This window comes from Kribbella sp. NBC_00662 (genome assembly GCF_041430295.1).
GTDB lineage: Bacteria > Actinomycetota > Actinomycetes > Propionibacteriales > Kribbellaceae > Kribbella.
Genome location: NZ_CP109029.1, coordinates 6,324,551 through 6,351,141 on the forward strand (window position 1 = coordinate 6,324,551; position 26,591 = coordinate 6,351,141).

Genomic DNA, 26,591 nt, shown 5'->3' on the forward strand with positions numbered 1-26,591 from the left:
GCTCAGCGGAACTGAGCTGGCCTATCCCGCCGTACCTGAGGTCTTCGGCGGAACGAAGACGCAGAACTCGTTTCCTTCTGGATCAGCGAGAACGACCCAACGGAAGCCGTGTTCAGTGAGTTCGGTGGAGAGCCGCCGCGCACCCAGCTGCTCCAATTTCTCTACCTCGGTCGGCAAGTCTTCCACCCGGAGGTCGAGGTGCATTCGATTCTTGCCCTGCTTGACTTCCGGGACTGCCTGCAGCAGCAGCGTCGGTGCTGAGCTGGGCGTGGTCAGGCTGAGATACGGCGGTGCGTCGAAGTCCCGTCGATACCCCAGTGGTCCAAGCACGTCCAGCCAGAATCCTGCTTGAGCTTCGGTGTCGATGCAGTCGAGTGTCACGACGATTTCCATCCCGGAACCGTACGCAACAGGGTCACCCCCAGCGACTGACTTTCTGTTGCCCGCGCACCCGTTCGCGACTCGGCGGTCTGCTGGCACATGCCCCATCTCCGTCGCGAGGATGAAACGATAGCCCGATGCCTGAGTACACACGGTTTGTGGCCGCACATCTCGACGGGGTACTTCGACTCTGCACCAACGAAGGCTGGCCGTCGTTCCCCGCGGACCCAGCGCGTGCTACGAGAGTGCTGACGGCCCCCGGGGTGACCACGGTCGTCGCGCTTGATCACGGAGACGTCATCGGGTTCGCTGAGCTCTTCAGCGATGGAGAACTCCAGGCGTACCTCGCCAACATGGTGGTCGACGAGACTCGCCGCGGCGAGGGGATCGGCCGCGCCATGGTCAACGAGGCTCTGCGCCTCGCCGGCGGGGAGCGAGTAGATCTGCTCAGTCAGGACGATGCCACCGAGTTCTACCGAACATTTCCTCACTTCGAGAAGCCTGGCTTCCGCCTCTATCCGTTCTATCAAGACAGCACCGAAGCAAGCTGACCGCGAACCATGGCACTGCAGTGGCGGCTGGGTCTGGAGCGGCGATCAGGGCGCGGCGCACCCAGCTACTCCCGGCTCATTCGAAAGGGCGGAAGGACTACTTGTCCCAGGCGAACGTCTGGGACAAGTAGTCACTTCATGGCGGTGTTATCTGAGGCCGAAGGCTCGGATGATTGTTTGGGTGATGCCGCCGCCGTTGCGTTGCTTGGCGGTGACCCGGACTGACACCTGACCGGCGTGCGGTGGCGCCTGCAGTCGCGTCGACCAGTTGCCCTTGGACTCCTTCAGTTGCAGCCGTTGCCAGGTTGCCCCGTCGTTGTACGAGACCTCCAGTCCGACCGAGACCACCGCGTCCTGCCGCGCGCTGCTGCCCAGCACGACCGGCTTGACCGTGAAGACCGAGTTCCGCTTCGCCCGGCCGGCCGCGTCGACGTCCACGCCGTAGTCGAGCTGGGCCAGCGGCAGCGGCTGGTTCTCCGCCTCCCCGGACGTGAAGCTCCACTCGGTGTGCGTGCTCGTCGAGTACGGCGTCAGCTCCGCGTTCCCGACGGTGTCGGCCACCAGCCGGTACGGCCGCTTCTCCGGCGCCAGGTCGCCCACGCCGAAGTCCGGCCGCGGACCGTTCCCGACCAGCTTCTCGTCGCCCTGGTACAGCGCGAAGCTGCGCGTCATCAGCGAGTCGCCGCTGTGCGCGGACCCGCCGTCACCGAACCCGGCGATCATGCCGCCCATCGCGTTGCCGACCCGGTGCGGGAGCTCGAACTCGAGCATCCGCGGCCGCACGATCGGGCCGAACCAGCGCTGGCTCTGCACGCTGCGCGGCTGGTAGCTCGTGATGTCGGTGAACGTCGCCCAGCCGTTGATCGCGGCGTACTGCTGCCACTTCGCGCCCGCCGACACCCAGTCCGTCCGGTGCCCCACCGCCGGCTTCGCCGGGAACCGCGGTACCCGGATCGACCCGAAGACGGCGTACGGGAAGGAGGCCGGCCAGTACTCGTAGGCCGGGCTGTCCTCGCGGCTCTCCAGGACCTGCTGCCCGTTCGTGGGAGCGAAGTCGTTGTCGATCCGGGCGAGGCTGCCGGGGTCCGTGGCCGCGGACGGGTCGTCCGGGACCTTGCCCTGGTGGTAGTCGACCAGGTCGTACAGGTACGACGGAACCGGGTTGGCCGCGACGGTCAGCTCGGTCCGACGCGTGCTGAGCTTCTTGATCAGGGCCTCGCCGTCGTCGAGGGTGAGCGACGCCGTCGGGATCGGGCCGAGGGTCTGGCCGTCGTCTCCCCCGTACCAGTCGTTGTAGCGGCCGATGCCGTCGTTGACCACGAGCAGCATGGTCGCGCCGGCAGCGTGCGCCGCGGCGGCCCGGTCCGCGGGCGGTACGTCGATGCTGTTGCGGACGACGACCGCCTTGCCGCGGACGTCCAGACCGGCGTACTCGGCGGGCGTGCCGGTCCCGGCGAAGACGGCCGTGACGCGCGTCGTGCCGGCGCGGAACGACGGCGAACCGGGCTGGACGAGCAGCGAGTCGTCGAGGCTGCGGCCGTCGTAGCTGATCGTCAGCGGCGTCTGCTCGGCCCGGAACCGGGTGGTCAGCACGAAGCTGCCGGTGCGGACCTTGTTCTTCGTCGGCAGCGCCCAGAAGCTGTCGTAGTCCGGCGGCGGCATGAAGATCTCGTGCAGCGCCGCCCTGTCGTCCGGGGTCGGCTGCGCCGAGGTGAAGGACCGGAAGAGGTCGAACCTGCTCGTGGTGACGGTCGTCGGCTTGGGCGTGTCGACCTTGATCGGACGGCTCCGCGACGCGTCCAGGACGACGTCCCGGTCCGCGGTCAGGTCGACCTCGGGCGCGGTCAGGAAGGCCAGGCCGAGCGAGTGCGGGCCGTTGCTGCCGGGCACGTCCAGGGTCGAGACGATCGTGTACGAGCCGGGCGCCCAGCGGCTGGTGAGTTTGCCGTCCGTTGCCCACAGCACGGTGGATTTCCCGTCCGCACCGGTGACCTCGACCTCACCGCTGACCGGCTTGCCGTCCTGATCTTTCAGCTGGACGGTGAGGTTGTACTTCTTCGGCTCGATGGCCAGCCCGACGGCCGTGTGCACGGTGCCGGTCGACGAACTCGCGATGACCTGGGCGGCGTACTGGCCGGGAGCCAGTCCGTTCGGGTCCGCCGTGAAGCCGACCGCGGCGGCGCTCCGCGCAGGCACTGTCACCTGGGTAGCTGCGAGGTGGAAGATCGCGGCGTTGTCGGTGGACAGCCGCAGGGTGATCGGCTGCTCCGTGGTGTTGAGGTAGCTGATCTGCCGCTTGACCGGCGTCCGGGCCGGCTTCGAGGACCACGGGACGAGCCCGGCGTCGACCGATCCGGTGGCGATGAGCTGGCCGTGCAGCGAGGCCGCCGCGACGTCGACGCGTCCGGTCCCTGCCTGGTACGGCGTGTACGCGGGCGTCAGCTTGCTGGTGCTCATCAGCGCGTCCTTGAGCTGCTGCCCGGTCCAGTCCGGGTGCTGTGCAGCAAGCAGGACGGCCGCGCCGGCGACGTGCGGAGCCGCCATCGACGTACCGCTGTCGGTCCGGTAGTAGCCCTCGCCGCCGTCGTTCGTGTACTGCGAGCGCGCGGCCAGGACGTCGACGCCGGGTGCGGTCAGGTCGGGCTTGAGGCCGTCGTCCATCAGCCGCGGGCCGACGCTGGAGAAGTCGGCCAGCTGGTCCGAACCGTCCACCGCGCCGACGGTCAGGGCGGCGTCCGCGGTACCCGGTGAGCTGACGCTGTACGGGCTGCTCCCCGAGTTGCCCGCGGCGATCACGAACAGCGCACCGGTCTCGGCGCTCAGCTCGTTCACGGCCTGACTCAGCGGATCATCCTGGGTGTGCCAGGCCGCCGTACCCAGGCTCATGTTGATCACCTTGGCGTGCTCGGTCCGCGTCGCCCACTCCATCCCGGCGATGATGCCGGAGATCGGGCCGGAGCCGCTGTCGCCGAGCACCTTGCCCACGATCAGATCGGCGTCCGGTGCGACGCCACGCTCTTTGCCGTCCGAGGCCGCGCCGGTACCGGCGACGGTCGACGCGGTGTGCGTGCCGTGACCGTTGCGGTCGACGACGTCCTCACCGGCGACGAAGCTCTTGGTCGCCACGATCCGCGGTGCCAGGTCCGGGTGCCCCAGGTCCACACCGGAGTCCAGCACCGCGACCCGCACGCCCTTGCCGGTCTCGCCCGCCGCCCACGCCGCGGGCGCGCCGATCTGTGCGGTGGTGTCCGCGAGCATCGTCTGCGCCTTGCTGTCGAGCCAGACCTTGCCGATCCCCGCCGCAAACGAGGGCGCCGCGGCGGTGGTCGCCTTCGCCCGGAGGCTGCTCTGCCCGCTCTGCACGCTCTGCCCGGTCAGCGCCGACCAGAGCGTGGCCGCTTGCGTCTTCTCGGCCTTGACGGCCGCGCCGTCGACCGACGGCAGGTCGAGCGTGGTGGTCGTGCCCGGCAGCGCCGAGCGGCGCGCGGACCTGGCGGCCACGCCGGCCGAGCCTGTGACGACCAGCGGGATGTCCTTGCTCCGGGCGTTGTCGTACCCCTGGGCCACCAGTTCGCTGATGTTGAACAGCTGCTTGTCGAGCTGCCCGGTCGCCAGATACGGCATCGCGGCGCCGGGGTAGACGAACGTGTCGCCGTTCTCGACGCTGACCCGTACCGGTCCGGTCGACCGCGGGGCGCGTTCGACGGCCTGCACCGACACGGCGCGGCCGGGACCGGGCGCGACCGTGACCTTGTCGCCGGTGATGAGCGTGAGGTCGAGGGGCGTCTCCCCCGCCGCGGCCGTGCCACGGGCGGTCGGGAGTGGTGGGGGCGGTTCGGCGCCGGCCGTCATCGGAGTGGCGAGACCGGCGACCAGGAGAAGGGCAGCGGCCGGCACGAGCAGCCGACGGGCAGAAGAAAGCACGGTGTCCTCCGGTGGTCAGGGGTGACCGAATCTGATCAGCACCGGGGACAGGGTGTAAACGAATTGCCCGTTTTCGCCAGCAGCACCGGGATTGGCAAGAATGGGCCACGCAGTCCGGTCTGCAGGAGCTGCTGTCAGCAGGCCTCCAGGACGAAGAAGATGAAGCTGATGAACCTGGTGACGTCCTTCAGATGCTCCGGGATCACCTCGCTCGGGGTCTCAGGGTCGATCGGTGGCTCGCTGATGACGGCGATCCGGAAACCTGCCGCGGTGAACGCCTCGGACATCGCGTGCAGCGGGCGGTGCCAGTTCGTGTAGGTGACTGTGCGGCCGGCGTGTTCGGCGTCGAAGGAGAACTCGGCGATGTCGAAGTACTCGGCGTCGGGGTTCAGTGCCGTGTAGACGATCGGATGGTTGACCGACAGGATCAGGCGTCCGCCCGGCTTCAGGATCCGGCGGAGTTCGGCGAGCGGCTCGGTCCAGTCCTCCAGGTAGTGCAGGACGAGCGACATCACGACGTCGTCGAACGCGGCGTCGTCGTACGGCAGCGGCTTGGCCAGGTCGCCGACGGTCAGGTCGGCGTCGTCACCGAGCCGGCGGCGAGCCAGCTCGATCATCGCCGAGCTCAGGTCGAAGCCGGACATGATCGCGCCCTTGTCGCGGAGTGCCGCTGTCAGCGGCCCGGAGCCGCAGCCGACGTCGAGAATGCGATGCCCGTCGACGTCACCGGCGAGGTTCACCATCGCCGGGCGTTCGTAGTGGCCGTTGAGCAGGTTGGTCTCGTTGTCCGCGGAATACGCCTCGGCGAACTCGTCGTAATCAGTCTTCGGCATGGCCGCAACCCTACGAGCGCTCGGGTTCCTTCTGGAGAAGCTGACGCGATGAGGCAAACCCGAGCCGCTCGTACACCGGCACAGCCTTCCGGCCGGAATGAACAGTCACATGACCGGCTCCGAGCTCCAACGCGTGCTCCGCCGCGGCCTGCACGAGCGCCGACCCGACTCGCTGCCCACGGAACTCCGGTACGACGAACACGCTCTGGATGTCGGCCGAACGCCGTCTCGTCATCCCCGGCCTGGGAACCCGTGGAACGACGGCCAGCCACGCCATGCCGACAAGCTCTGAATCCAGCCGCGCAACGAACGCGAAATGCGAGTCGTCATGCGACGCCCACCAAGCCCCGAAGTCGACCGCGAACGCTTCGACGGACTGCTCGGCGCGTTGTTCAGGTGCGGCGTTCAGCCAGAGCAGACGAGCCAGCTGTGCCACATCCGCCTGACCTGCAAGGCAAATCTCCACTCAGCTCATCAGCTCCTGTAGGCGGTCGGCGCTCGTGCTGTCGGCAGGGAGGAACGTCTCGATGGCGAGGCTGGCGGCTGTGACTTCCAGCGGAGCGCCGATCGTCGCGATCAGGGTGAAGAGACGGACCGGGCCGAGACGGGTCTTGAGATCCATCGTGACCATCGGCTGCTGCGCCGCGGCTGTCGGTGGGGCGTCAGGCAGGTACGGCTCGACCTCGTCCAGCAGCTCTGCCAGCGCCTCGTCGGCGGTGTCGCGACTCCGGCGTTTGAGTTGGTGGATGAGCGGCAGACTGCAGGCAGCCGTCATCGACGAGATGCTCGGTAGACCGCCGGGGTGCACGGACAGACGCAGCATGTTCATCGGCGGCTTGAGCAACTCGGGCTTCACGCCGGCCCACAGCAGCGACGCCGCGGCGTTCGCGTCGATCAGATTCCACAGGCCGTCGACGATCAGCGCCGGGTTCGGCAGGTGCGCATCGAGCAGCCGCCGCAACGACTCACGCAGCGGCAACATCGCCTCCGAGTTGTACGGCTGGTCGAGATAGATCGGCGCGAAACCGCCCGCCAGCAACAGCCGGTTGCGTTCGGCGATCGGCAGATCGAGATGGTTCGAAAGATGGACCAACAGCTGACGGCTCGGCTGCGCACGACCCGTCTCCACGAAGCTCAGGTGCTTCGTCGACACCTCGGCCTCGAGCGCCAACTCCAGCTGGCTCAGCCGATGGTGCACCCGCCAGAACCGCAGCAGCTCACCGACGGTCTGTGGCTCGTCCAGGACGGTCATAACAACCTCAGGGTACGTCGCGAGGCGACAACCAGCCATTAACAAGGAGGTAATTGAACCTCTCCCCCGGCGTCCCGGATGGTTGACGCCATGAAACCCAAATACACCGCAGTAGCAACCTCATCCGGTCGCGAGTCCCGCGCCGTCACCGCCGACGGGCAGCTCGACGTACAGCTCGCCTTCCCCAAGGAGATGGGTGGAACCGGCGACGGTCTCAACCCCGAACAACTGTTCGCCGCCGGCTGGGCGGCCTGTTTCTCCACCACGCTGGGTCTCATCGCCAAGGACCGCGGCCTGGACGCCGAGGACGTCGCGGTCACCGCCGAGGTCAGTCTCGTGCCGGCGGACGGGAAGTTCGACCTCGCTGCCGTACTCCGGGTCGAGCTCCCCGACCACCTCCGCGGCGACCCCGGCGACAAGTTGCTCGAGGCAACGCACTCGATCTGCCCGTACTCGCGGGCCGTCCAGGGCAACATCTCCGTGGAGATCATTCCCGAGTGACGCCGTGGCTGGTCAGGAGCTCGTGCAGGACGTCGTGGCCCTGCGTGAAGTCCCATTGCTCGGCGAGCACGCCGGCCGTCCGGGCGCCGATGATGTTGCGGGCGTTGTCGTCGATGAACAGGATCGACGACGGGTCGGCGCCGATCCGTTCCGCGGCCCGGGTGAAGAAGGCCGGATCGGGCTTGGCCACGCCGAGGTCGTACGAGTAGCAGCTCACGTCGAACAGGGCGTCGTACCCGAGGACCGTCCGCATGTGTGCCCCGCGGTAGCACTCCTGGTTGGTTCCCAGATGTACGCCGTACCCGCTGCGCTTGAGCGCCCGCACGATCTCGAACGACTCCTCGATCAGCACGATGTTCTTCCACACCGCGTCGTACACCTCGGTTGCCGGCGTGCTCACGCCGTACCGCACCAACGACGCCTCGAGCACCGGTAGGTAGTCGCCGCGGCCGGCGAGCATCGGCAGCTCGTCGGACCACGTCTCGTGCAGGAAGTCGCGGGCACGATCGCCCAGATACGGCTCCATCGCCGCATACCAACCGCCGGGCAGGTCCTGCAGTACGCCGTCCGCGTCGAACAACACATGCCGCACCCGGGATTCAGCCATGCGAGCGATTCTGCACGAGCTTCAACTGGTGAGCATCCGGATCTCGCAGCCACGCGAACCGCAGCCGGTTGTCGGTGGAATCAACCGGCGGTACGACGGACGTACCGCCGGCTGCCACCGCGTGGTCGTAGAAGCTGTCGACGTCGTCGCACCAGAAGACGATCTCGGTGGACGGCGTACCGGACGGGGCCACGCCGAGGTTGACGAGGTCGTTCGCGACCTCCGCCGAGGTGAGGCCGATGCGGATGCCGGCGGCCTCGACCTCGACGTGCTGGACCGGACCGGTCGCCGGTGCCCGGAACGCCTCGGTGAGGCCGAGGCGGGTGTAGAACGCCAGGCAGGCATCCACATCGGCGCAGAACAGATTGACCTGGAGCTGAGCAATCATGCGAGCGAGCTTAGGCCGGGACCAGTTCTTGCGACTGCTCATCGGGTGCCTGAGAGGTTTCCTCCGGCGGGACGTCCGGGTCCGGGGCGTCCCGTTGCTGGGGATCGCCGTAGATGGCGGTGAGGTAGATCCTCGGCATCAGGCACATGGTGATCAGGAGGGGTCTTGCAGGATGCCGAGAACGTTGCCGTCGGGATCGGTCAGGGTCGCGACCAGGCGGCCGCCGCCGACGTCCTTCGGGGCGTCCTTCAGGGTGCCGCCGGCGGCGGTGATCTCGGCGATCTTCGCCTCGATGTCGGTCACGTGCCAGTACGCCGTCGGTGAGGTCATGTCGCTGTTCGGCACCAGGCCGATCTGCTGACCCTCGGCCTCGAACCCGACGTAGTACGGCGAGTCGGCCATCGGCTCCAGGCCGAGCAGCGCGGCGTACACCGGCTTGGCCTTCTCGAGGTCGGTGACCGGGTGCAGGATCGTCTTGACGCCTTGCGTGGAAGTCATTTCAGCATCTCCAAACTCGGGTTTCGCTTACTGACTGTCACGCTAGTCGCGGTGACTCCCCCGGTGCTTCTCGATTCCTGACCGGTTACCTGACGTACTCCGCGAGATGCTTCCCGGTCAGCGTCTTCGGCTTCTTGATCAGCTCCGCCGGAGTGCCCTCGAAGACGATCTTGCCGCCGTCGTGGCCGGCGCCCGGGCCGAGATCGATGATCCAGTCGGCGTGCGCCATCACGGCCTGGTGGTGTTCGATCACGATGACCGACTTGCCGCCGTCGACCAGGCGGTCCAGCAGACCGAGGAGCTGCTCGACATCGGCCAGGTGCAGACCGGTGGTCGGCTCGTCGAGGACGTAGATGCCGCCCTTCTCCCCCATGTGTGTCGCCAGCTTCAGCCGCTGCCGCTCGCCGCCGGACACCGTGGTCAGCGGCTGCCCGAGCGAGACGTACCCGAGTCCGACGTCCGCCAGCCGCGCCAGGATCGCCGAAGCGGCCGGAGTCCGGGCGTCGCCCTCGGTGAAGAACGGCAACGCTTCCGCCACCGGCATCGCAAGCACTTCCGCGATGTTCTTCCCGCCGAACGTGTACTCCAGTACGGCGGCCTGGAACCGCCTCCCCTCGCACTCCTCGCACGGTGACTCGACCGTCGCCATCACGCCGAGTTCGGTGTAGATCACGCCCGCGCCCTTGCACGCCGGGCACGCTCCCTCGGAGTTCGCGCTGAACAGCGCGGGCTTGACCCCGTTCGCCTTCGCGAACGCCTTCCGGATCGGCTCCAGCAGCCCGGTGTACGTCGCCGGGTTGCTCCGCCGGGATCCACGAATCGCGCCCTGGTCGATCGCCACGACGCCCTCACGATCGGCGATCGACCCGCGGATGAGCGAACTCTTCCCCGATCCCGCCACGCCGGTCACCACGACCAGCACCCCGAGCGGTACGTCGACATCCACGTTCTGCAGGTTGTTCGTCGAAGCGCCACGCACCTCGAGCGCGCCGGACGCCGACCGGAACGACTCCTTCAGCGAAGCGCGGTCGTCCAGGTGCCGGCCCGTCAGTGTCCCGCTGGTACGGAGCTTGTCGAGCGTGCCCTCGAACACCACCTCGCCACCACCGGACCCGGCGCCCGGGCCCAGGTCGATCACGTGGTCGGCGATCGCGATCATCTCCGGCTTGTGCTCCACGACCAGCACCGTGTTGCCCTTGTCCCGCAGCTGCAGCAACAGGTCGTTCATCCGCTGGATGTCGTGCGGGTGCAGACCGATCGTCGGCTCGTCGAACACGTACGTCACGTCGGTCAGCGACGACCCGAGGTGCCGGATCATCTTGGTCCGCTGCGCCTCACCGCCGGACAGCGTGCCCGCGGGCCGCTCCAGCGACAGGTACCCCAGGCCGATGTCGACGAACGAGTCGAGCGCCTCGCCGAGCGCCTTGAGCAGCGGCGCGACCGACGGCTCCTTCACGTCCCGGATCCAGGCGGCCAGGTCGGTGATCTGCATCGCGCACAGGTCCGCGATGTTCTTGCCCTTGATCTTCGACGACCGTGCCTCGGCGCCGAGCCTGGTCCCGTTGCAGTCCGGGCAGGTCGTGAACGTCACCGCCCGCTCGACGAACGCGCGGATGTGCGGCTGCATCGCATCGACGTCCTTGGACAGGAACGACCGCTGGATCGCCGGGATGATGCCGTTGTAGGTGAGGTTGATGCCCTCGACCTTGATCTTGGTCGGCTCCCGGTGGAGCAGGTCGTGCAGCTCCTTCTTCGTGTACTTCTTGATCGGCTTGTCCGGGTTGAAGAACCCCGAGCCGCGGAAGATCCGGCCGTACCAGCCGTCCATGCTGTAGCCGGGGATCGTCAGCGCGCCCTCGTTCAGCGACTTGTTCTCGTCGTACAGCGCGGTCAGGTCGAAGTCGGTGACCGAGCCCATGCCCTCGCAGCGCGGGCACATGCCGCCGGCGTACACCTGCTCGCGGACGACCTTCTTCTCGCCGGCGCCCTTGTCCGCGGTCATCGAGCCGGTCGCGGTCCGCTTCGGCACGTTGAACGAGTACGCGGTCGGCGGGCCGACGTGCGGTTTCGCGATCCGGCTGAACAGGATCCGGAGCATCGCGTTCGCGTCGGTCGCCGTACCGACGGTGGAGCGCGGGTTGGCGCCCATCCGCTCCTGGTCGACGAGGATCGCGGTGGTCAGGCCGTCGAGTACGTCGACCTCGGGGCGGGCCAGTGTCGGCATGAAGCCCTGTACGAACGCGCTGTAGGTCTCGTTGATCAGCCGCTGCGACTCGGCGGCGATCGTGCCGAAGACCAGCGAGCTCTTGCCCGACCCGGACACGCCGGTGAACGCGGTCAGCCGGCGTTTCGGGATCTCGACGCTGACGTCCTTCAGGTTGTTCACCCGCGCGCCGGTCACCCGGATCATGTCGTGGCTGTCGGCAACGTGTTCCATGCGTGTCTCCTCAGTCGGGCGAGTCGGGCGCGGGTCAGGAGGCCTGGTTGATACGGACGTGGTTCCCGGCGGGATCGCGGAACGCGCAGTCGCGGATGCCGTACGGCTGGTCCATCGGCTCCTGGATCACCTCGGCGTCGGTGGCCTGCAGCCGCTCGAACAGGCCGTCGAGGTCGTCGGACTGCAGCACGACGGTGGCGTACGTGCCCTTCGCCATCATCTCGGCGATGGTACGGCGCTCGTCCTCGGTGAGACCGGGGTCGACGGCCGGCGGCGTGAGCACGATCGAGGTGTCCGGCTGACCGACCGGGCCGACCGTGATCCAGCGCATGCCCTCGTACCCGACGTCCATCCGGACCTCGAAGCCGAGCAGGTCGCGGTAGAAGCGGACGGACGCCTCGGGATCGGTGTGCGGCAGGAAGCTGGCGTGAATCTTGATGTCCATGGCGTCAAACTACGTGCCGGACGTCGGAGATGCTTCTCGATTCCTGATCGGTCGCGTGACCTGTTTCGCGACACACGACGGGATGCCGAGGGTCGCGTCGCCGGCGCGGTCCTTGTACGCGCTCGGCGGCATGCCGACCAGTTCGGTGAAGCGGGTGCTGAACGTGCCCAGCGACTGGCAGCCGACGGCGAAGCAGACGTCGGTGACGCTCATCCCGCCGCGCCGCAGCAGCATCATCGCCCGCTCGATCCGCCGCGTCATCAGATACCCGTACGGCGACTCTCCGTAAGCACGCTTGAACTCGCGGCTCAGATGGCCCGAGGACATGTGGGCACCACGGGCCAACGCGTCGACGTCCAGCGGCTGCGCGTAATCCCGGTCGATCCGGTCCTTGACCCGCCGCAGCCGCGCCAGGTCCGCCAGGCGCTGTTCATCCGCCGTACCACTACTCACGGTGTAGATCCTGCCAGGTCAGGCAACCGAAGTCACCCGCCTCGCCGCGGGGTGCTCTCAGCCGCGTGTCACCGTGGCGCTGTCCTTCGCCGCAGCGCCAGCCGGCCCACCGCTCGCCGGTCGTGCGGCGGCACCGTCGGCCCGCTCTCCCGCCGGCGTGACCCGCGGAGCGGGCTGAGCGCCGAGCGTGTGCTGAACGCTGCGAGCCAGCTCCGCGTCGGGACGGGCCGCAATCCCCTCGTTCACCGCCTTCACACCGGCGTCGGCCGTCGCGTACCCGAGACGGTAGGCGAAGTTCTGATCGGCGACGGCTTCGTTGCCGGCGACCTGGGCGTCGCCGTACCGGCCGTCGAGCAGTTGCTTGCTCATCGCGTTGCGGACGTCGCTGACGAGGTCCGGGTCCGGGTGGTGCCAGCGCTCGCCGCGCTCACCGGGATCGGCGGAGGTGACGATCGAGGTGGCCGCGGTCTCGAGGGTCCGGTCGATGTCGCCACGGGCCATCTGGGCACGGACGTTCGGCAGGAACTCGGTGTTGTCGATGTGGTAGCCCATCCGGCCGTTCTGGATGTACTCCTCGGCGAGCCGCTGCGCGAACCCGTCGGAGAGGTTGCCGAGCGGTCCTGGCGGGAGGTTGGCCCAGCGCTCGTTGGTGTCCCGCCGCCAATGCATGCTCGCCGCGGCGCTCGCGTTCATGACGGCATCGGACCAGGTGACCTCGCGCCCGTCCTGCTCGTAGGCACGAAGCTGCATCGTGGCCCCGGTGGCATCGAGGGCCCGGCGCCACCAGGCGTCGTCGGACGGGTTGCGGTACGAGCCTGACTCGGGATGCGGCTGCGACATCGGCGTCCTTCGGGTAGTTCCAGATCGGCGACGACAAGATGTCACAGTGCTGGGTCAAGGCTGGGTCAAGGCCGGCTCAGCGGCCGGTGGTTCCGTCGAGTTGTTCGCGGATGATGTCGGCGTGGCCTGCGTGGCGGGCGGTTTCGTTGATGACGGCGAGGACGGCCCAGCGGAGATTGTGGGTCTTGCCGTTGCGGGTAACCGGTGCCTCGGGGTCGCCGAGTTCGGCGATGATCTCGTTGGATGCGGCGCAGGCTGCCTTGTAGTCGGCGCGGAGCTCGGTGAGCGAGATGCCGGGGTCGACCGTCATCGAGCGCTTGCCGCGGGAGGCCTTGCCGCCGGCGACGACCTCCTCGATCCAGAGGGACTCGACGAAGGTCAGGTGCTGGACGAGACCGGCCACGTTGGTCCCGGACTCGACCGTGCTGCGGCGCGCGTCGGCCTCGCTCAGGCCGGCCAGCTTCTTCAGCACGCCGGCCCGCAGCCCGTCGAGTGTCTCCACCAGTTGTTCGAGTTCGGTCATGTCTTGCACGGTCCGATCGTCGCGACCAGACCATGATGATCCGACTTCGGCACCTGGAACCAGCCCGTGTCGTCCGAGCACCAGCCGGGCTTCAGGAACAGCTGATCGATCCGGACGAACAGCGCCGCCCATCGGCCGATCTGCGACGGCCGGCCCCACCCGTTCAGCATCGCGTCGGTCAGCGGACCGGCGAGTACCCGGTAGTCGCGGCCGCGGTCGGTCGTGTTCATGTCGCCGGAGATCACGACCGGGTGGTCGTCGCGCGCGGCCCGCAGGGCGATCTGCTCGATCAGCCGGTGATGATTCGCGACCGTCGTCTCGTACGGAACGGTGTCGGCAGGTGCGTCGTACGACGACCCGCCGGACGTGTACCAGGGCTTCGGCACGTGGACGGCGATCAGATCGAAGTCACCCGACGGCGCATGGATCCGGAGCATGTACCCCGGAAGATCCGGCCCGGGCTGCTCGAGCACCGTCATCGGCCAGCGGCTGAAGACGCCGACCGCCGGACCGTCCCAGTACGCCACGTGCTCCGGATACGCCTCGGACAACCGCTCGGTCAGCGGCTGCCCGATCTCGGAGATCACGAGTACGTCGGCCTTCTGCGCGATCAGGTTGTCCGCACCTTCGAGCTCCCCGGCGCCGATGTTCGCCGCAGCGAACCGTACGCCCCGGCTCGCGTCGACCGTCCCCGAACCGTGCGGGATCCACGGGCCGACCGTGCCGACGATCCCGACCAGCAGCGTCGACACCGCGAACGCCACCGCAGCGCGCCGCCGTCTGCCCAGCACACCGACCACCAACGCCACGATCAGCGCCAGCATCGGCAACAGGATCGCGAGCACATCCGTCACCACGCCGAACCTGTCCCGGAGCAAGAACCATGCCCACGGCAACAACCCGGCGATCACGATCGCGGCGTACCGCCTCGCCCGAGACGGAGCACCCCCCACCCCTACCTCAGTCCCCTCCACCCCATCAGGCTATGTCACGCCACCTGAGAATTACCGGGCCCAGTTGAGGTACGCGACGTTGGCAAGGAGCCAGCCGAAGTCGATGGCCTGCCGGCCGTCGCGTTCCGGAGTCGGTTGGTAGCGGTTGTAGAGGGCGAGGCACTGAGTGTGGACCCGCGGGTCCCGGGCGTTCGCCTGCATCCAGCGTGGCGCCTGCTGCGCGACCGACGGCGCACCGACCGTGGTGCCGGCGACAGTCGTGTGGATGACCGGCAGTCCGTCGGCGTCAGTACCGACCACGTTCTGAGTGAACGTCCGGGCGATCCGCCCCATGTCCTGCGCCGTGAACGCAAGCCGTGCCCGGAACGCCCGTACGGCGAACTCGACGTCGATCGCCCCGTGGCTGATGTCCTCGAACTGGCGGGCCGGGCCGCCCGACGGCGTGAAGATCGAAACATCGGTCTCAGGATCGCCGGTCTTCACGAACCCGTCGTAGATGCGGCCGCCCGTGGGCCAGTAGTGCCACAGGTAAGCATCCCCGGCGTCGACCGCGAGCTGACCGGCCAGCATCCGGCCCATCGCGGCGACCTTCCGCCGGTACTCGCGGTCGCGTGTGGCCAGCGCGAGCTCGACCAGGGTCTGACCGAGTCCGACCGACTGATTGAGTGGCTGCTCGCACCCGTCGTACGCGAGCGGCTGGCTCTTCGGCCAGATCAGGTATCCGCCGTCGCGATACTCCCAGTCGTGGACTGCGACCGCCTCGCGGCAGGCGACGAGGTACTCGACCGCCTTGCGCAGGTAGCGCCGGCGCAGGGCCGGCGAGGTCAGCACGATCCGCGCGAAGCTCGCGATCGGATACGTGATCATGCCGGTGTGCACGGCGAAGATCACCGGCTCACAGTGCATCGGGTACGTGCCGAGCCGGGGTACGGCGCCGGCGCGTGGAACCGCTCGGCGGTCGACGGCGGTCAGCTGCAGCGGCCCGGGGGCGGCCGCGTAGATCCGGCTGACCGCATAGTCGGGACTCGCCGGGTCGAGCGACAGGTCGGTGTGCGCGACTGTGCGGTTGTTGAACGTGTTGACGAGCTGGACCGAGAACGTGTCGGACCGGGTCCCGGCGGTGACGGTGATCGTGGTGTCCTCGGCGTACGACAGGGCCTCGCGGAGATCCAGCAGCGGCTGACCGTTGCCGTCGGCAAGGGTTGCGTAGCCGGTGGTGTACGGGTGGTCCGCACGCCACGCCGGCAGCGAGAGGCCGCGATAGTCCTTGACGCCGCGTTCGCTGTCCCGGACCGAGAGCACCTGGTCGACGTTGTCGATCAGCCGGTCGAGGTAATGGGTGTCGCGGTACTTCTCGTACATCCGGACCAGCCCGAGCAGCACGTACGACTGGCTCCAGGCCAGCATCCCCGAGCGGCCGTCGCGGTTGCTGTTGTCGTTCGGCTGGTCCGGCTGACCGGGGCCGCCCTGCTGGAAGAGCCGGTCCCAGTCGTCGAAGGTCTTCCGGGCGGTGTAGTCGATCTCGTCGGCGTACGCCGGGATCGCGGCCAGGCCCGTCGATGCGACAGCACCAGCGACAGCACCGGCTGCTGTCAGGCGGAGAACGGCACGACGGGAGGGGCGGATGTCGGGCATGGCGGGCGGCCTCCAGCTGATGACGGGCGGTCAGCAGGGGACCTTCATTCTCCCGCAGGGAATCGATTTACGGCAGGTCGAGCGCGAGTGGTAAATCGTTGAGGAAGCCGACCGCGTCGAACATCGCGCCCGCGGACGCCACCCCGGTCGAGCGCGCCTCACCCGCGAGGATCCGCCGTACGGCGCCGACCGCCAGCGGGGCCGTGATCGCGTAGATGTCCCGGCCGCGCGCCGTCGCCCGACGCTCCTCGCCCCCGGTCCGGACCCGGACGTCGACGACGAAGGTCTGGTCCGATCGGCCCGCGGCGTCGACGGCGACCGGCGCGGGTGTGTCTGCGTCCATCAGGTCGCCGGCGGCCTCGACCGTCATGTAGGTGCGAACCTCCGGTACGGCGAGATGGCTCGGGATCGTCACGACATCCGCCATCGTGAACTCCGGGATCACCCGCCGCCGGCCGAGCGGCTCCGGGAAGGTCCAATCCTCCTGCACCGGCTTGTCGTCGTGGTACTGCAAGGCACCGTCGGTGAAGCGGAGCCGGCGGCCGTTGCGCCGATCGTGCGAGACCTGGCCGGCGGCGCGCGTACCGGGGGTCGGGTGCCAGCTGGTCAGTCCATACGCGACGTGCACCTCGTCGGCGCTCGTCCGCTCCCCCAGCGCCGCGGTCGTCAGCAGGTCGCCGAGTCCGCCGTAGAACGCCATCGCAGGCACGACGGGGGTGTCGCTGTGCCTGGCGTACGTCGCCAGGTTTGCCTCGATCTCGGCTGCTACGTCGACATACGGGATCCCCGCGCGGGCGGCGGCGTCGATCACCGGGTCCGCGGTCAGAGCGAACGGGCCGGCGCAGTTGATCACCGCGGCGGCGTTCTTCAGCGCCTGATCGAGGGCTTGCGGATCATCGACCGGGGCCGGGCGGATCTCCAGGTCCCAGAGTGCTTCGAGCGCGCTGGAGTTCCGGCCGGAGGCGACGACCGGCAGACCTTGGCGTAGCAGTTCCTCGACGACGAATCGGCCGGTGTGACCGGTTGCTCCATAGACCACGACAGCGTTCATACGTCGAGTCTCGCCGTACCGGAGCGGCCGTCGTGAGAGTCCGGAACGACGCTGTTCGTACACTTTCGGACATGCACACTGTCGCGCTGGCGACCGCCGGGCACCTGCTGCACTTCGAGCTCGGCATCGCGTACGAGATCTTCGGCAACCCGCCGCTCGGCGCCGACGAGTGGTACGACGTGCGGCTGTGCGGCCCGGGATCGGTCCGGGTCGGCCCGTTCACGGTCGAACCCGACGACGGCCTCGACCGCCTGACGCAGGCGGACACCGTCATCGTCCCGGCCCTCGCGGATGTCGACGAGCCGCCATCACCCGAGCTCGTCGCCGCCGTGCTCTCCGCCTACGAGTCCGGGGCGAGGATCGCTTCGCTCTGCACCGGTGCCTTCGTCCTCGGCGCGGCCGGCCTGCTCGACGGCCGACGAGCAACCACTCACTGGGGGCACACGGATGCTCTCGCGGCCCGATACCCGAAGGCGACCGTCGACCCCGACGTCCTCTACACCGACAACGGCAACATCCTGACCGCGGCCGGCAAGGCAGCCGCGGTCGACCTCTGCCTCCACCTCGTTCACCTCGATCACGGTGCGACGGTGGCGAACACGGTCGCCCGGCGTCTCGTCGTACCGCCGCACCGTGCGGGCGGCCAAGCGCAGTTCGTGTCGACGCCGGTCCCGGTGAGCGGCGATCACACCCTCGCGGAGCTGCTGGCGTGGGCTCAGGAGCGCCTGGACCAGCCGTTGACCGTCACCGATCTGGCCCGGCGTGCGAACACCAGCCCTCGTCACCTCGGCCGGCAGTTCCGCGCGGTGACCGGGCAGACGCCGCTCCAATGGCTGCTCACCCAACGAGTCCGCCGGGCCCAGCAGTTGCTCGAGGCCACCAACCAGAGCATCGAATCGGTGGCTGCCGCGACCGGCCTGGGCACCGCCACGACCCTCCGGCGCCAGTTCAAACGCGTCGTGGGTATCCCGCCCAACACCTACAGAACCTCCTTCCGCAGCCCGTAGGGTTGCCGCATGGACAGCTATCCACGACGGATGCACACCGCGTTGGACGCGGTGGATTCGCGCGGCTTGGCGGAGTTCTACCGGGTGCTGCTCGGACTGCGGTACCGGCCTGGGGACGAAGCGCCCGTCGACGGCTCCGAGGACGACGCGAGCTGGCTCGTACTCGTCGACGAGGACGGGAACCGGCAGCTCGCCATCCAGCAGGTCGACCAGCTGACGCCGTCGACCTGGCCGTCGGCCGAGGTGCCGATGCAGTTGCACATCGACTACGCCGTACCGTCGCTGGAGGAGCTCCACCGGCATCGTGAGCGGGCCGAGCAGCTCGGCGGGCGGCTGCTGTACGACCGCGAGGCGGAGGAGGACGAGCCGCTGTACGTGCTCGCCGATCCCGCGGGGCATCCGTTCTGTCTTCTGGTCGGACACGTCTGACGTGGACCAGGCACTGGCGGAGTTGCGGGAGCTGATCGTCGGCGCGGCCGGGCACGAGGACGCGATCGACGGTTTGTTGCTGTCGGTTGTAGAGGCGCCTACGCCGCCGACGGCCGGGCTCGCCTCGCCGACGTTCGCCCTCGTGGCGCAGGGCCGGAAGCGGTTGGCGCTCGGAGAGCAGGTCTTCGAGTATGGCGCCGGCGACTACGTGATCGTCTCCGTGGACCTTCCGGTGACCGGACACTTCGTCGAGGCATCGAAGGACGCACCGTGCCTGGGTGTCGGACTCGAACTGCGCCCGGAGTCGATCGCCTCGCTGCTCCTCGACTCGACCGAGAAGCCCGGCGGTGCGGTCCGCGGACTCACCGTCGACCACGCACCGGCCGAACTGGTCGACGCGATGATCCGCCTGCTCCGACTGGTCCACCAACCCGACGACGCGCCCGTCCTCGCGCCGCTCGTCCAACGCGAGATCCTCTGGCGACTACTGCGCAGCCCGCAGGGGGCTGCTGTCCGCGAGATCGGGCTCGCCGACAGCAGCCTGTCGCACGTCGCGCGAGTCATCGGCTGGATCCGCAAGCACTACACCGAGCCGTTCCGGATCGAGGATCTGGCTTCGATGGCCGGCATGAGCACGTCGGCTTTCCACCGGCATTTCCGCACTGTCACCGAACTGACCCCGATCCAGTTCCAGAAGAAGATCCGGCTGCACGAGGCTCGGCTCCGTGTGGTCGGGCTCGGCGAGGACGTGACGAGTGCCGGGTACGCCGTGGGTTACGACAGCCCGTCCCAGTTCAGCCGCGAGTACCGCCGCGAGTTCGGTACGCCGCCGAGCCGGGATCGAGCAGGATCGTGCAAGCCGTCGCCACAATTGATCTAACGGAATCGCAGTCCCAGCGCATCTACTGGTGTGGTACCTGTTCCTCACCAAGTAGGAGTTGTGCACGATTATGCAAGTAGCTGTGATCACCGGCGGAAGTTCCGGCATCGGACAGGGCGCGGCGTTCGAGCTCGCGAAGCGCGGCACGGCCGTCGTCGTCACCTACCGCGGCAGTCGCGAACGCGGCCTGGAGACGGTCGAGCGGATCGAGAAGGACGGCGGTACGGCGGTCGCGCTGCCGCTGGACGTGTCGCGGCCGGAGACGTTCGCGGAGTTCCGGAGCGCGCTGACCGACGTACTCGAGAAATGGGACCGGACGACGTTCGACTTCCTCGTCAGCAACGCGGGCGTCGGACAGCCGCCGGTGATGTTCGAGGAGACGACCGAGGAGCTGTTCGACCAGATGGTCGACGTCCACCTCAAGGGCCCGTACTTCCTCACCCAGACACTCCTCCCGCTGATCGCCGACAACGGGTCGATCGTCTACACGACCAGCACGTCCGCGCTCGAGTCGGCGCGGCCGTCGCCCGGGTACTCGGTCTACGCGAGCGTGAAGGGCGCGCAGATCGTGCTCACCCGCTACCTCGCGAAGGAGCTGAGCGTCCGCGGGATCCGGGTCAACGCCGTCGCTCCTGGCGTGACCCGGACCCGTCTCGGCGGCGACGCGTTCTCCGAACACCCCGAGTGGATTCCTCCGATCGCGGAACGGACCGCGCTCGGCCGGATCGGTGAGTCGGACGACCTCGGCAAGGTCATCGCGTTCCTCGGCTCCCCCGACTCGGGCTGGATCACCGCCCAGACCTTGGAGGCATCGGGCGGTTACGAGCTCTGATCCCAGACATCTCCCCAGCTCGCGCCGCGGGCAGCACGGTAGGCCTCGTCCGACCTCGGTACGGTCAGCTGTTGCGCGGCGCCGGTCGACGTACAGAGCTCGAGAACGACGCGGCCTTTCGGCCGGTCCGGTCTGCGGATCACCCGCGCCGGAGCGGGCCGAACCGGGGCGCGGGTCGCGACGAGGTAGCTGAAGCGCTCTTCCTCGTAGTTGCGGGTGCCGTCCTTCAAGACGCGGTGCAGTTCGGTGCGCGGTAGACGGGCGGCGAAGTGGCACCAGTCCGTCGGACACTCGCGTTGGTGCGGGCACGGCGCCGCGATCGTGAAGCCGTGGTCGATCAGCAGATCACGCGCTCGCAGCGTACGGCGGTGGCCGGGTGGCGTGCCCGGTTCGACGATGACGAGGGTGGTGGCGGATCGTGCCGCGGTCTGGATGAGGCTGTCGCGGACGTGGTCGGACAGCTCGTTCAGCACGTACCCGATGGTGATGAGGTCGGCAGACCCGCTCCAGTGGCGGAGGTCGGCCGCGGTCCAGCGCCAACTGTTGCTGGAGGCAAGTTGTTGGCCGAGGGCGATCGCGGCAGGTTGGCGCTCGATGATGTCAGTGGTGATGGTCGGCCAGAGGGACGCTGCGGCCCAGGCGGCGGCGCCGGTGCCGCCGCCCAGGTCGAGGTGGGTGGTGAACGAGGCGTCGACGTGACGCTCGGCCGCTGACAGCGCGGCGTACAGGGCACGGAAGGTCGCCGGCATCCGGATGACGGCGTACGCGACGGCATCGAGGTGATCGCGCATGCCGGGAGCAGCGTCGTCGACCTGCTCGGTGCGGTAGCGGTGTGAGAGCGCAGCGACCCGGCGGCGTAGTTCGTGGTGCGGGACGCCGTCGAGGGCACGTGCGAGGGCAGCATGAAGCTGAGTGTCCATAGCGGACATGCGGAAGCTCCGGTTCGGTCGGCACGGAGTACGCGCTGAGTGGTTTCAGCGCACACGTGATCCGCGGCCAGACGCCGCGACGCACCAACCGGTCCGGAGAAGAGCTGTCAGAAGGCAGCAGAGGAGGGGATGGCGCGGAACCGGATAACCTTGCAAGCCATCATGCACCTCCTCGGATTGAGCCCGACGGTAGCAGAGGCGCTCCCGGTGCGCGGCCTATTTACCGGCCCGCCGAGGCACACAGGCAGACCTTGTTGCCCTGCGGGTCCGCGAGCACGGTGAACGCCGGCGCCTCGTCGTCGTACACGACCTTGCCGCCCGCGGCCAGTCCGGCCTCGATGCGCGCCGGGATGACCTCGGCCGGCAGCCAGAGGTCCAGGTGGAACCGTTGCCGTGGCGTCGCGTGCGGAGAGGTGCCCTGGAACCAGAGGCCCGGGACGCGGCCGGTCGGGTCGAGGATGTCGCTGCCCTGGAACGAGTCCGCCGTCCCGGTGAGTACAGCCGCCCAGAAGGGCCCGATCGCAGGAAGATCGTCCGTGTCCAGCGCGATCTCCAGCTGAGCCACGGCGGCCGGATCGGCAGTCAGCCCGTGCTCGGCCGCGATCGCACTGATCTGCTGCGCGACCCCTTCGTCCCGGCTGGACACATCCACGAACGTCGCGCCGAGCCGCAGCTCCGGCACAACCTCGGCCGACGAACACGCCTCCCCCACGGCCTGCACGAACCGCGCCCCTTCAGCCAGCGAGGAGGTCACAAACCTCGCATGCTGCGCGTGAACCATCTTCCGCCAGTCCGCAAGCACCATCTTCGTCACCCACGCAGTATGGCGAGATCGCGCTCGGCGTACATCCGGTGGTGCCATTCCTCACTCAGAATGCACCCAAGACACCGACTGACCTCGAAACTCTCCGACTCCGGATAACCCGGCTCTGTCACAGGCACGGTCCTCTCCCGAAGCTGCTCATCGGTCAGCTCCGCGAACACGTCCCGCACGGTCCCCATCCGGTCGGCCCGCACCGCAAGCACCTCGTCGAGCGACGGCCGGACGGCGCGATCGCGCGGAACCCCCGGTACGTCGGCCATCTCGTCGTGGGGCAGATCGAGTGGGTCCCACGGAGCCGGATCGCCCAGCACAGCACGTCGTACCCAGGCGTCGGTCGCGAAGACGAGATGGCGCTGCGTCTCGATGAACGACCACTCGCCGTCGACCGACTCGTGCAGCAACTCCTCCGGCATCGCCCGGGCGCGCTCGACAGTCTCGCCCCACAGCCGCTCGAGCAGCTCCCACGCCTCCCGGTACCCGTCCGCATCGGCCGGACTCATCTTCGCCCGATCCGGATGCCGACGGTTCAGCTCGGCGTCGATCAGCGGTACGACGTCAACGCCCCACACCCGCAGGTTGTCGATATCCCCGTCGATCGACACATCGACCACCCGAGCGCCGCGGATCGTGACTCCCGTCAGGTCGACCTTGTCGAACACCGCGTCACGAAGCCGCACGTCCTCGAACCGCGCCCCACTCAGATCCTGCTCCTTGAACTCGGCCACGCGCCTACCTTGCCGCGAGCGTGGCGCGGGCGACAAGGCGTTCGGCGGGACCAGGTTCGTGATAGACCTGCTGGCGATCACCGCCATCTGATCGGAACGGAGCGGCATGTACCGCAGGCTCGTGCTCAAGTTGTCCGGGCAGGCGATCGCCGGCCCGGACGAGTTCGGATTCAACAGTGATCGGCTCACCCACCTCGCCAACGAGGTGATCGGGTTGCGTGCCACCGGCGTACAGGTCGCCGTCGTGGTGGGCGGCGGGAACGTGTTCCGCGGGAACCGGGCCGACGACTGGGGTATCGACCGGGTCGAGGCGGACAACATCGGCATGCTCGGCACGGTGATCAACGCCGTCCTGCTCCGTGGGCGGCTGGCCGCGCTCGGGGCGCACGGCGTACGGCTGATGACCGCGATCCCGATCGAGAACCTCGCCGAGCCGTACATCCGGCTCCGCGCGCTGCGGCACCTGGAGAAGGGCTCGATCGTCCTGCTTGCTTGCGGCAACGGGCAGCCGTTCACCACGACCGACTACCCGTCGGTCCAGCGGGCCGTCGAGCTGGAGGCCGACGCGCTGCTGGTCGCGAAGAACGGCACGGACGGCGTGTACGACGCCGACCCGAACAAGCACGCCGGCGCCCGGCGCTTCGACCACCTCACCTACACCGAGGTGATCGACCGCGGCCTGGGCGTGATGGACCAGTCCGCCTTCATCCTCGCCCGCGACCACCGGCTTCCCCTCCACGTGTTCGACATCGATCGCACCGGCGCCGCCTCGGCCATCGTCAACGGCACCCAGGTCGGCACGACCATCCGGTGACAGAGGTTGTAGCAGTGCGCTAAATGGTTTGTGGCGGCGCGACCCGAGTTGGTGTACTCGGACGCGTACGAGCAGGTGCCTGGTAAGGAGTCCGTCATGCGATCTCGCTTCATGTCTGTTGCTGATCGGACTGTCACCTGTTCAAAGGACATGAAGCTGCGTGGAAGTACTGAATCTAGGGATCCTGGCGCATGTTGACGCCGGAAAGACCAGCCTGACCGAGCGGCTGCTGTACACCGCCGGAGTCATCGACGAGGTCGGTAGCGTCGACGACGGCAACACCCAGACCGACTCGCTCGCGCTCGAACGGCAGCGCGGGATCACGATCAAGTCCGCCGTCGTCTCGTTCGCGATCGGTGACGTGACGGTCAACCTGATCGACACCCCAGGACACCCGGACTTCATCGCCGAGGTCGAGCGTGCGCTCAGCGTGCTCGACGGCGCGGTCCTGGTGATCTCGGCCGTCGAGGGCGTCCAGGCGCAGACCCGCGTCCTGATGCGAACGCTCCAGCGTCTCCGCATCCCGACCCTGATCTTCGTCAACAAGCTCGACCGACCGGGAGCGCAGTACGACGGTGTGCTGCGTCAGATCGCCGCGAAACTGACCCCCGCGATCGTCCCGATGGGCGAGGCGAGCCACCTCGGCACACCCGAAGCGACGTTCAAACCGATCGTCCAGGACGACACGCTCCTGGAGATCCTGACCGAGTGGGACGACGATCTGCTCGAGCGATACGTCGAGGGCGAGCCGCTCGCGCTGCACGCGGCGTTCACCGCCCAGACTCACCGAGCGCGAGTGCACCCGGTGTACTTCGGCTCCGCGATCACCGGCGCCGGGACGGAAGCCCTCACCGACGGCATCCGCGACCTGCTCCCCCGCGCCCGCACCGACGGCACCCAGCTCGACGGCTCCGTCTTCAAGGTCGAACGCGGACCGGCCGGCGAGAAGATCGCCTACGTCCGCCTGTTCTCCGGTACGGCGCACGTCCGCGACCGCATCCGCTTCGGCGAGCGCGACGCCAAGATCACCGCTCTGCACGTCATCGGTGACGGCCCGGCGAACGCCGTACAAGCAGGTCGGATCGGCAAGTTCTGGGGCCTGGCCGACGTCCAGATCGGTGACCGCATCACCGCGACCGACGACCCCGAGCCGCGGACGACGACGGCTTTCTTCGCGCCGCCGACGCTGGAGACCGTAATCTCGGCGCGGAGGCCGTCCGACAAAGGCAACCTGCGCGTCGCGCTGACCCAGCTCGCGGAGCAGGATCCGCTGATCAATCTGCGTCAGGACGACCTCCGCCAGGAGACCTATGTCTCGCTGTACGGCGAGGTGCAGAAGGAGGTCATCGAGACGACGCTGGCGATCGAGTTCGGGATCGAGGTCGACTTCCGCGAGACGACCACGATCTGCATCGAGCGCCTGGTCGGCACCGGCGCCGCGGTCGAGTTCAACAAAAAGGACCCGAACCCGTTCCTCGCCACCATCGGCCTACGGGTCGAGCCGGCGCCGGTCAACGCCGGCGTCAGTTTCGAGCTGGAGGTCGAGCTCGGCTCGATGCCGTACGCGTTCATCAAGGCCGTCGAGGAGACGGTCCGCGAAACGCTGCACCAAGGCGTGCACGGCTGGCAGATCCCGGACGCACACGTCGTGATGACGCACTCCGGGTACTCCGCCCGCCAGAGCCACGCCCACGCCGTGTTCGACAAGTCCATGTCCAGCACGGCCGGCGACTTCCGCAACCTCACGCCGCTCGTGCTGATGACGGCCCTCCGGCAGGCAGGTACGACGGTGCACGAGCCGATGCACCGTTTCCAGTTGGAGATCCCGACCGACACCACCCGCGCCGTACTCGCAGCCCTCGCCCGCCTCCGCGCGATCCCGCAGGTCCCGGCGCTGGCGGCGGAAACCTCATCCCTGGAGGGAGAGATCCCCGCGGCCGCGGTGTACGAACTCGAGCAGCAACTCCCGGCCCTGACCCGCGGCGAAGGCGTCCTGGAGTCCGCGTTCGAGCGCTATCACCCCGTCACCGGTCGGATTCCCGAGCGGCCTCGGACCGACCACGACCCGCTCAACCGTCGCGAGTACCTCCTGCACATTCAGCGCCGGGTATAGGTGCCGCGCACAACGGTCGCGCCGAGATCGTCGTCCTCGACGATCTCGGCGACCAGACCGTTCTCGACCATCACATTGCGCGCGACCGGAGCCTGGCGTTCGCTCACCTCGACGAAGAAGTGACCGCCAGGCGCCAGCCATTCCGCCGCGGAGACGGCCACCCGGCGGAAGACCGCCAAGCCGTCCGAACCGCCGTCCAAAGTGACGTGCGGTTCGTAGAGCCGCGCCTCGGCCGGCAGCAGGCGGATCTCGTCCGTCGGCACATACGGGACGTTGGACAGCAGAACGTCGACCTGTCCGCGCAACCGCTCCGGCAACGCCGCGAACAGATCGCCCTGATACACCGTCCCGCCCCACGGAACCAGGTTGCGGCGCGCGCACTCGACCGCAGCCGGCTCGATGTCGGCGGCGTACAGAGTCACCTCGCGCTGGGCAGCGACCGCCGCGCCGAGCGCGCCCGTCCCGCAGGCCAGATCGACCACGACGGCTCCCGCAGTGGTGACCCGCAGCGCCTCCGACACCAAGAACTCCGTACGGCGGCGTGGAATGAACACCCCGTTGTCGACCGCGATCCGCAGCCCGCAGAGGGACGCCCAGCCGACGACGTACTCCAACGGCAGCCCGGCGACGCGCTGGTCGACCATGGCCGCCAGCTCGGCCTCGTCCCGCGCGGACTCGGCGATCAGCGCCGCCTCGTCCTCGGCGAACACGGATCCCGACGCGCGCAGCCGCTCGACAACAGTGATCACAGCACAGTTCTATCCGAA

General features: G+C 68.4%; 29 protein-coding genes. 8 read left to right on the forward strand and 21 right to left on the reverse strand.

Annotated features, from left to right (window positions below; all coding sequences use genetic code 11):
* Nucleotides 1–21 precede the first annotated feature (21 nt).
* Nucleotides 22–393 (reverse strand): VOC family protein, encoded by a 372-nt coding sequence (locus OHA10_RS31325; protein WP_371402361.1) that lies wholly within the window; start codon nucleotides 391–393, stop codon nucleotides 22–24.
* Between the two features lie 125 nt (nucleotides 394–518).
* Here OHA10_RS31325 and OHA10_RS31330 point away from each other — a divergent pair, with 125 nt between their 5' ends.
* On the forward strand, nucleotides 519–932 hold the full coding sequence (locus OHA10_RS31330; RefSeq protein WP_371402362.1) for a GNAT family N-acetyltransferase: 414 nt from the start codon (nucleotides 519–521) through the stop codon (nucleotides 930–932).
* A gap of 147 nt (nucleotides 933–1,079) precedes the next feature.
* Here OHA10_RS31330 and OHA10_RS31335 read toward each other — a convergent pair whose 3' ends face one another.
* The 4 genes from OHA10_RS31335 to OHA10_RS31350 form a co-directional block, all read right to left on the reverse strand.
* Entirely contained in the window at nucleotides 1,080–4,856 is a 3,777-nt protein-coding gene (locus OHA10_RS31335; RefSeq protein ID WP_371402363.1) for a S8 family serine peptidase, read from the reverse strand.
* Between the two features lie 134 nt (nucleotides 4,857–4,990).
* Nucleotides 4,991–5,689, reverse strand: a complete 699-nt coding sequence (locus OHA10_RS31340; protein WP_371402364.1) for a class I SAM-dependent methyltransferase — start codon at nucleotides 5,687–5,689, stop codon at nucleotides 4,991–4,993.
* 10 nt (nucleotides 5,690–5,699) lie between these two features.
* A complete protein-coding gene (locus OHA10_RS31345) occupies nucleotides 5,700–6,125 on the reverse strand; it encodes a GNAT family N-acetyltransferase (protein ID WP_371402365.1) in 426 nt (141 codons plus the stop codon).
* 30 nt (nucleotides 6,126–6,155) lie between these two features.
* Nucleotides 6,156–6,941, reverse strand: a complete 786-nt coding sequence (locus tag OHA10_RS31350; protein ID WP_371402366.1) for a helix-turn-helix domain-containing protein — start codon at nucleotides 6,939–6,941, stop codon at nucleotides 6,156–6,158.
* A 90-nt stretch (nucleotides 6,942–7,031) separates the two neighbouring features.
* Between OHA10_RS31350 and OHA10_RS31355 the strand changes: the two genes are divergently transcribed.
* A complete protein-coding gene (locus tag OHA10_RS31355) occupies nucleotides 7,032–7,442 on the forward strand; it encodes an Ohr family peroxiredoxin (protein ID WP_371402367.1) in 411 nt (136 codons plus the stop codon).
* Here the strand turns inward: OHA10_RS31355 and OHA10_RS31360 are convergent.
* From OHA10_RS31360 to OHA10_RS31415, 12 genes are all read right to left on the reverse strand, one after another.
* A complete protein-coding gene (locus tag OHA10_RS31360; RefSeq protein ID WP_371402368.1) occupies nucleotides 7,429–8,049 on the reverse strand; it encodes an HAD family hydrolase in 621 nt (206 codons plus the stop codon). The genes OHA10_RS31355 and OHA10_RS31360 overlap by 14 nt on opposite strands.
* Entirely contained in the window at nucleotides 8,042–8,437 is a 396-nt protein-coding gene (locus OHA10_RS31365) for a VOC family protein (RefSeq protein ID WP_371402369.1), read from the reverse strand. The genes OHA10_RS31360 and OHA10_RS31365 overlap by 8 nt, the downstream gene beginning before the upstream one ends.
* A 10-nt stretch (nucleotides 8,438–8,447) precedes the next feature.
* A complete protein-coding gene (locus tag OHA10_RS31370) occupies nucleotides 8,448–8,576 on the reverse strand; it encodes a hypothetical protein (RefSeq protein ID WP_371402370.1) in 129 nt (42 codons plus the stop codon).
* A gap of 14 nt (nucleotides 8,577–8,590) precedes the next feature.
* A complete protein-coding gene (locus OHA10_RS31375) occupies nucleotides 8,591–8,935 on the reverse strand; it encodes a VOC family protein (RefSeq protein ID WP_350856298.1) in 345 nt (114 codons plus the stop codon).
* Between the two features lie 85 nt (nucleotides 8,936–9,020).
* The gene (locus tag OHA10_RS31380) at nucleotides 9,021–11,372 is read right to left on the reverse strand and encodes an ATP-binding cassette domain-containing protein (RefSeq protein WP_371402371.1); all 2,352 of its coding nucleotides are present in this window, start codon (nucleotides 11,370–11,372) and stop codon (nucleotides 9,021–9,023) included.
* Between the two features lie 34 nt (nucleotides 11,373–11,406).
* Nucleotides 11,407–11,817: a VOC family protein gene (locus OHA10_RS31385; RefSeq protein ID WP_371402372.1), complete on the reverse strand. Its 411-nt coding sequence runs from the start codon at nucleotides 11,815–11,817 to the stop codon at nucleotides 11,407–11,409.
* 9 nt (nucleotides 11,818–11,826) lie between these two features.
* The gene (locus tag OHA10_RS31390) at nucleotides 11,827–12,270 is read right to left on the reverse strand and encodes a helix-turn-helix transcriptional regulator (protein WP_371402373.1); all 444 of its coding nucleotides are present in this window, start codon (nucleotides 12,268–12,270) and stop codon (nucleotides 11,827–11,829) included.
* Between the two features lie 57 nt (nucleotides 12,271–12,327).
* Nucleotides 12,328–13,110, reverse strand: a complete 783-nt coding sequence (locus OHA10_RS31395) for a hypothetical protein (RefSeq protein ID WP_371402374.1) — start codon at nucleotides 13,108–13,110, stop codon at nucleotides 12,328–12,330.
* 76 nt (nucleotides 13,111–13,186) lie between these two features.
* Nucleotides 13,187–13,633, reverse strand: a complete 447-nt coding sequence (locus OHA10_RS31400) for a DinB family protein (RefSeq protein WP_371402375.1) — start codon at nucleotides 13,631–13,633, stop codon at nucleotides 13,187–13,189.
* Nucleotides 13,630–14,544: an endonuclease/exonuclease/phosphatase family protein gene (locus tag OHA10_RS31405; RefSeq protein ID WP_371402376.1), complete on the reverse strand. Its 915-nt coding sequence runs from the start codon at nucleotides 14,542–14,544 to the stop codon at nucleotides 13,630–13,632. Before OHA10_RS31405 ends, OHA10_RS31400 begins: the two co-directional genes overlap by 4 nt.
* Before the next feature lie 93 nt (nucleotides 14,545–14,637).
* Nucleotides 14,638–16,221: a hypothetical protein gene (locus OHA10_RS31410; protein WP_371402377.1), complete on the reverse strand. Its 1,584-nt coding sequence runs from the start codon at nucleotides 16,219–16,221 to the stop codon at nucleotides 14,638–14,640.
* Nucleotides 16,222–16,288: 67 nt separating this feature from the next.
* Nucleotides 16,289–17,272: a trans-acting enoyl reductase family protein gene (locus tag OHA10_RS31415; RefSeq protein WP_371402378.1), complete on the reverse strand. Its 984-nt coding sequence runs from the start codon at nucleotides 17,270–17,272 to the stop codon at nucleotides 16,289–16,291.
* A gap of 71 nt (nucleotides 17,273–17,343) precedes the next feature.
* On the opposite strand from OHA10_RS31415, the gene OHA10_RS31420 reads away from it, so the two are divergent.
* From OHA10_RS31420 to OHA10_RS31435, 4 genes are all read left to right on the forward strand, one after another.
* Nucleotides 17,344–18,279, forward strand: a complete 936-nt coding sequence (locus OHA10_RS31420) for a helix-turn-helix domain-containing protein (RefSeq protein ID WP_371402379.1) — start codon at nucleotides 17,344–17,346, stop codon at nucleotides 18,277–18,279.
* A gap of 9 nt (nucleotides 18,280–18,288) precedes the next feature.
* Entirely contained in the window at nucleotides 18,289–18,708 is a 420-nt protein-coding gene (locus tag OHA10_RS31425; RefSeq protein WP_371402380.1) for a VOC family protein, read from the forward strand.
* 1 nt (nucleotide 18,709) lies between these two features.
* The gene (locus OHA10_RS31430; RefSeq protein ID WP_371402381.1) at nucleotides 18,710–19,588 is read left to right on the forward strand and encodes an AraC family transcriptional regulator N-terminal domain-containing protein; all 879 of its coding nucleotides are present in this window, start codon (nucleotides 18,710–18,712) and stop codon (nucleotides 19,586–19,588) included.
* 70 nt (nucleotides 19,589–19,658) lie between these two features.
* A complete protein-coding gene (locus tag OHA10_RS31435; protein WP_371402382.1) occupies nucleotides 19,659–20,420 on the forward strand; it encodes an SDR family NAD(P)-dependent oxidoreductase in 762 nt (253 codons plus the stop codon).
* On the opposite strand, the gene OHA10_RS31440 is transcribed toward OHA10_RS31435, so the two are convergent.
* From OHA10_RS31440 to OHA10_RS31450, 3 genes are all read right to left on the reverse strand, one after another.
* The gene (locus tag OHA10_RS31440; RefSeq protein WP_371402383.1) at nucleotides 20,408–21,340 is read right to left on the reverse strand and encodes a small ribosomal subunit Rsm22 family protein; all 933 of its coding nucleotides are present in this window, start codon (nucleotides 21,338–21,340) and stop codon (nucleotides 20,408–20,410) included. The two genes, OHA10_RS31435 and OHA10_RS31440, sit on opposite strands and share 13 nt — an antisense overlap.
* Nucleotides 21,341–21,569: 229 nt before the next feature.
* Nucleotides 21,570–22,154, reverse strand: coding sequence for a VOC family protein (locus OHA10_RS31445; RefSeq protein WP_371408013.1), 585 nt, complete (start codon nucleotides 22,152–22,154; stop codon nucleotides 21,570–21,572).
* 5 nt (nucleotides 22,155–22,159) lie between these two features.
* The gene (locus tag OHA10_RS31450; protein WP_371402384.1) at nucleotides 22,160–22,897 is read right to left on the reverse strand and encodes a DinB family protein; all 738 of its coding nucleotides are present in this window, start codon (nucleotides 22,895–22,897) and stop codon (nucleotides 22,160–22,162) included.
* 106 nt (nucleotides 22,898–23,003) lie between these two features.
* On the opposite strand from OHA10_RS31450, the gene pyrH reads away from it, so the two are divergent.
* Both pyrH and OHA10_RS31460 read left to right on the forward strand, forming a co-directional pair.
* On the forward strand, nucleotides 23,004–23,711 hold the full coding sequence (gene pyrH / locus OHA10_RS31455) for a UMP kinase (RefSeq protein ID WP_371402385.1): 708 nt from the start codon (nucleotides 23,004–23,006) through the stop codon (nucleotides 23,709–23,711).
* A gap of 160 nt (nucleotides 23,712–23,871) precedes the next feature.
* Nucleotides 23,872–25,824 carry a GTP-binding protein gene (locus OHA10_RS31460; protein ID WP_371402386.1) on the forward strand — a complete coding sequence of 651 codons (1,953 nt, stop codon included), beginning with the start codon at nucleotides 23,872–23,874 and terminating at the stop codon, nucleotides 25,822–25,824.
* Here OHA10_RS31460 and OHA10_RS31465 read toward each other — a convergent pair.
* Nucleotides 25,809–26,573 carry a putative protein N(5)-glutamine methyltransferase gene (locus OHA10_RS31465; RefSeq protein WP_371402387.1) on the reverse strand — a complete coding sequence of 255 codons (765 nt, stop codon included), beginning with the start codon at nucleotides 26,571–26,573 and terminating at the stop codon, nucleotides 25,809–25,811. The two genes, OHA10_RS31460 and OHA10_RS31465, sit on opposite strands and share 16 nt — an antisense overlap.
* Nucleotides 26,574–26,591 lie beyond the last annotated feature (18 nt).

Excerpts from the sequence above, each read along its gene's own strand:
- OHA10_RS31325 (WP_371402361.1), bottom strand. The coding sequence starts at position 393 with ATGGAAATCGTCGTGACACTCGACTGCATCGACACCGAAGCTCAAGCA.
- OHA10_RS31330 (WP_371402362.1), top strand. The coding sequence starts at position 519 with ATGCCTGAGTACACACGGTTTGTGGCCGCACATCTCGACGGGGTACTT.
- OHA10_RS31340 (WP_371402364.1), bottom strand. The coding sequence starts at position 5,689 with ATGCCGAAGACTGATTACGACGAGTTCGCCGAGGCGTATTCCGCGGAC.
- OHA10_RS31350 (WP_371402366.1), bottom strand. The coding sequence starts at position 6,941 with ATGACCGTCCTGGACGAGCCACAGACCGTCGGTGAGCTGCTGCGGTTC.
- OHA10_RS31355 (WP_371402367.1), top strand. The coding sequence starts at position 7,032 with ATGAAACCCAAATACACCGCAGTAGCAACCTCATCCGGTCGCGAGTCC.
- OHA10_RS31360 (WP_371402368.1), bottom strand. The coding sequence starts at position 8,049 with ATGGCTGAATCCCGGGTGCGGCATGTGTTGTTCGACGCGGACGGCGTA.
- OHA10_RS31365 (WP_371402369.1), bottom strand. The coding sequence starts at position 8,437 with ATGATTGCTCAGCTCCAGGTCAATCTGTTCTGCGCCGATGTGGATGCC.
- OHA10_RS31370 (WP_371402370.1), bottom strand. The coding sequence starts at position 8,576 with ATGCCGAGGATCTACCTCACCGCCATCTACGGCGATCCCCAGCAACGG.
- OHA10_RS31375 (WP_350856298.1), bottom strand. The coding sequence starts at position 8,935 with ATGACTTCCACGCAAGGCGTCAAGACGATCCTGCACCCGGTCACCGAC.
- OHA10_RS31380 (WP_371402371.1), bottom strand. The coding sequence starts at position 11,372 with ATGGAACACGTTGCCGACAGCCACGACATGATCCGGGTGACCGGCGCG.
- OHA10_RS31385 (WP_371402372.1), bottom strand. The coding sequence starts at position 11,817 with ATGGACATCAAGATTCACGCCAGCTTCCTGCCGCACACCGATCCCGAG.
- OHA10_RS31395 (WP_371402374.1), bottom strand. The coding sequence starts at position 13,110 with ATGTCGCAGCCGCATCCCGAGTCAGGCTCGTACCGCAACCCGTCCGAC.
- OHA10_RS31400 (WP_371402375.1), bottom strand. The coding sequence starts at position 13,633 with ATGACCGAACTCGAACAACTGGTGGAGACACTCGACGGGCTGCGGGCC.
- OHA10_RS31410 (WP_371402377.1), bottom strand. The coding sequence starts at position 16,221 with ATGCCCGACATCCGCCCCTCCCGTCGTGCCGTTCTCCGCCTGACAGCA.
- OHA10_RS31415 (WP_371402378.1), bottom strand. The coding sequence starts at position 17,272 with ATGAACGCTGTCGTGGTCTATGGAGCAACCGGTCACACCGGCCGATTC.
- OHA10_RS31420 (WP_371402379.1), top strand. The coding sequence starts at position 17,344 with ATGCACACTGTCGCGCTGGCGACCGCCGGGCACCTGCTGCACTTCGAG.
- OHA10_RS31425 (WP_371402380.1), top strand. The coding sequence starts at position 18,289 with ATGGACAGCTATCCACGACGGATGCACACCGCGTTGGACGCGGTGGAT.
- OHA10_RS31435 (WP_371402382.1), top strand. The coding sequence starts at position 19,659 with ATGCAAGTAGCTGTGATCACCGGCGGAAGTTCCGGCATCGGACAGGGC.
- OHA10_RS31440 (WP_371402383.1), bottom strand. The coding sequence starts at position 21,340 with ATGGACACTCAGCTTCATGCTGCCCTCGCACGTGCCCTCGACGGCGTC.
- OHA10_RS31445 (WP_371408013.1), bottom strand. The coding sequence starts at position 22,154 with ATGGTGCTTGCGGACTGGCGGAAGATGGTTCACGCGCAGCATGCGAGG.
- pyrH (WP_371402385.1), top strand. The coding sequence starts at position 23,004 with ATGTACCGCAGGCTCGTGCTCAAGTTGTCCGGGCAGGCGATCGCCGGC.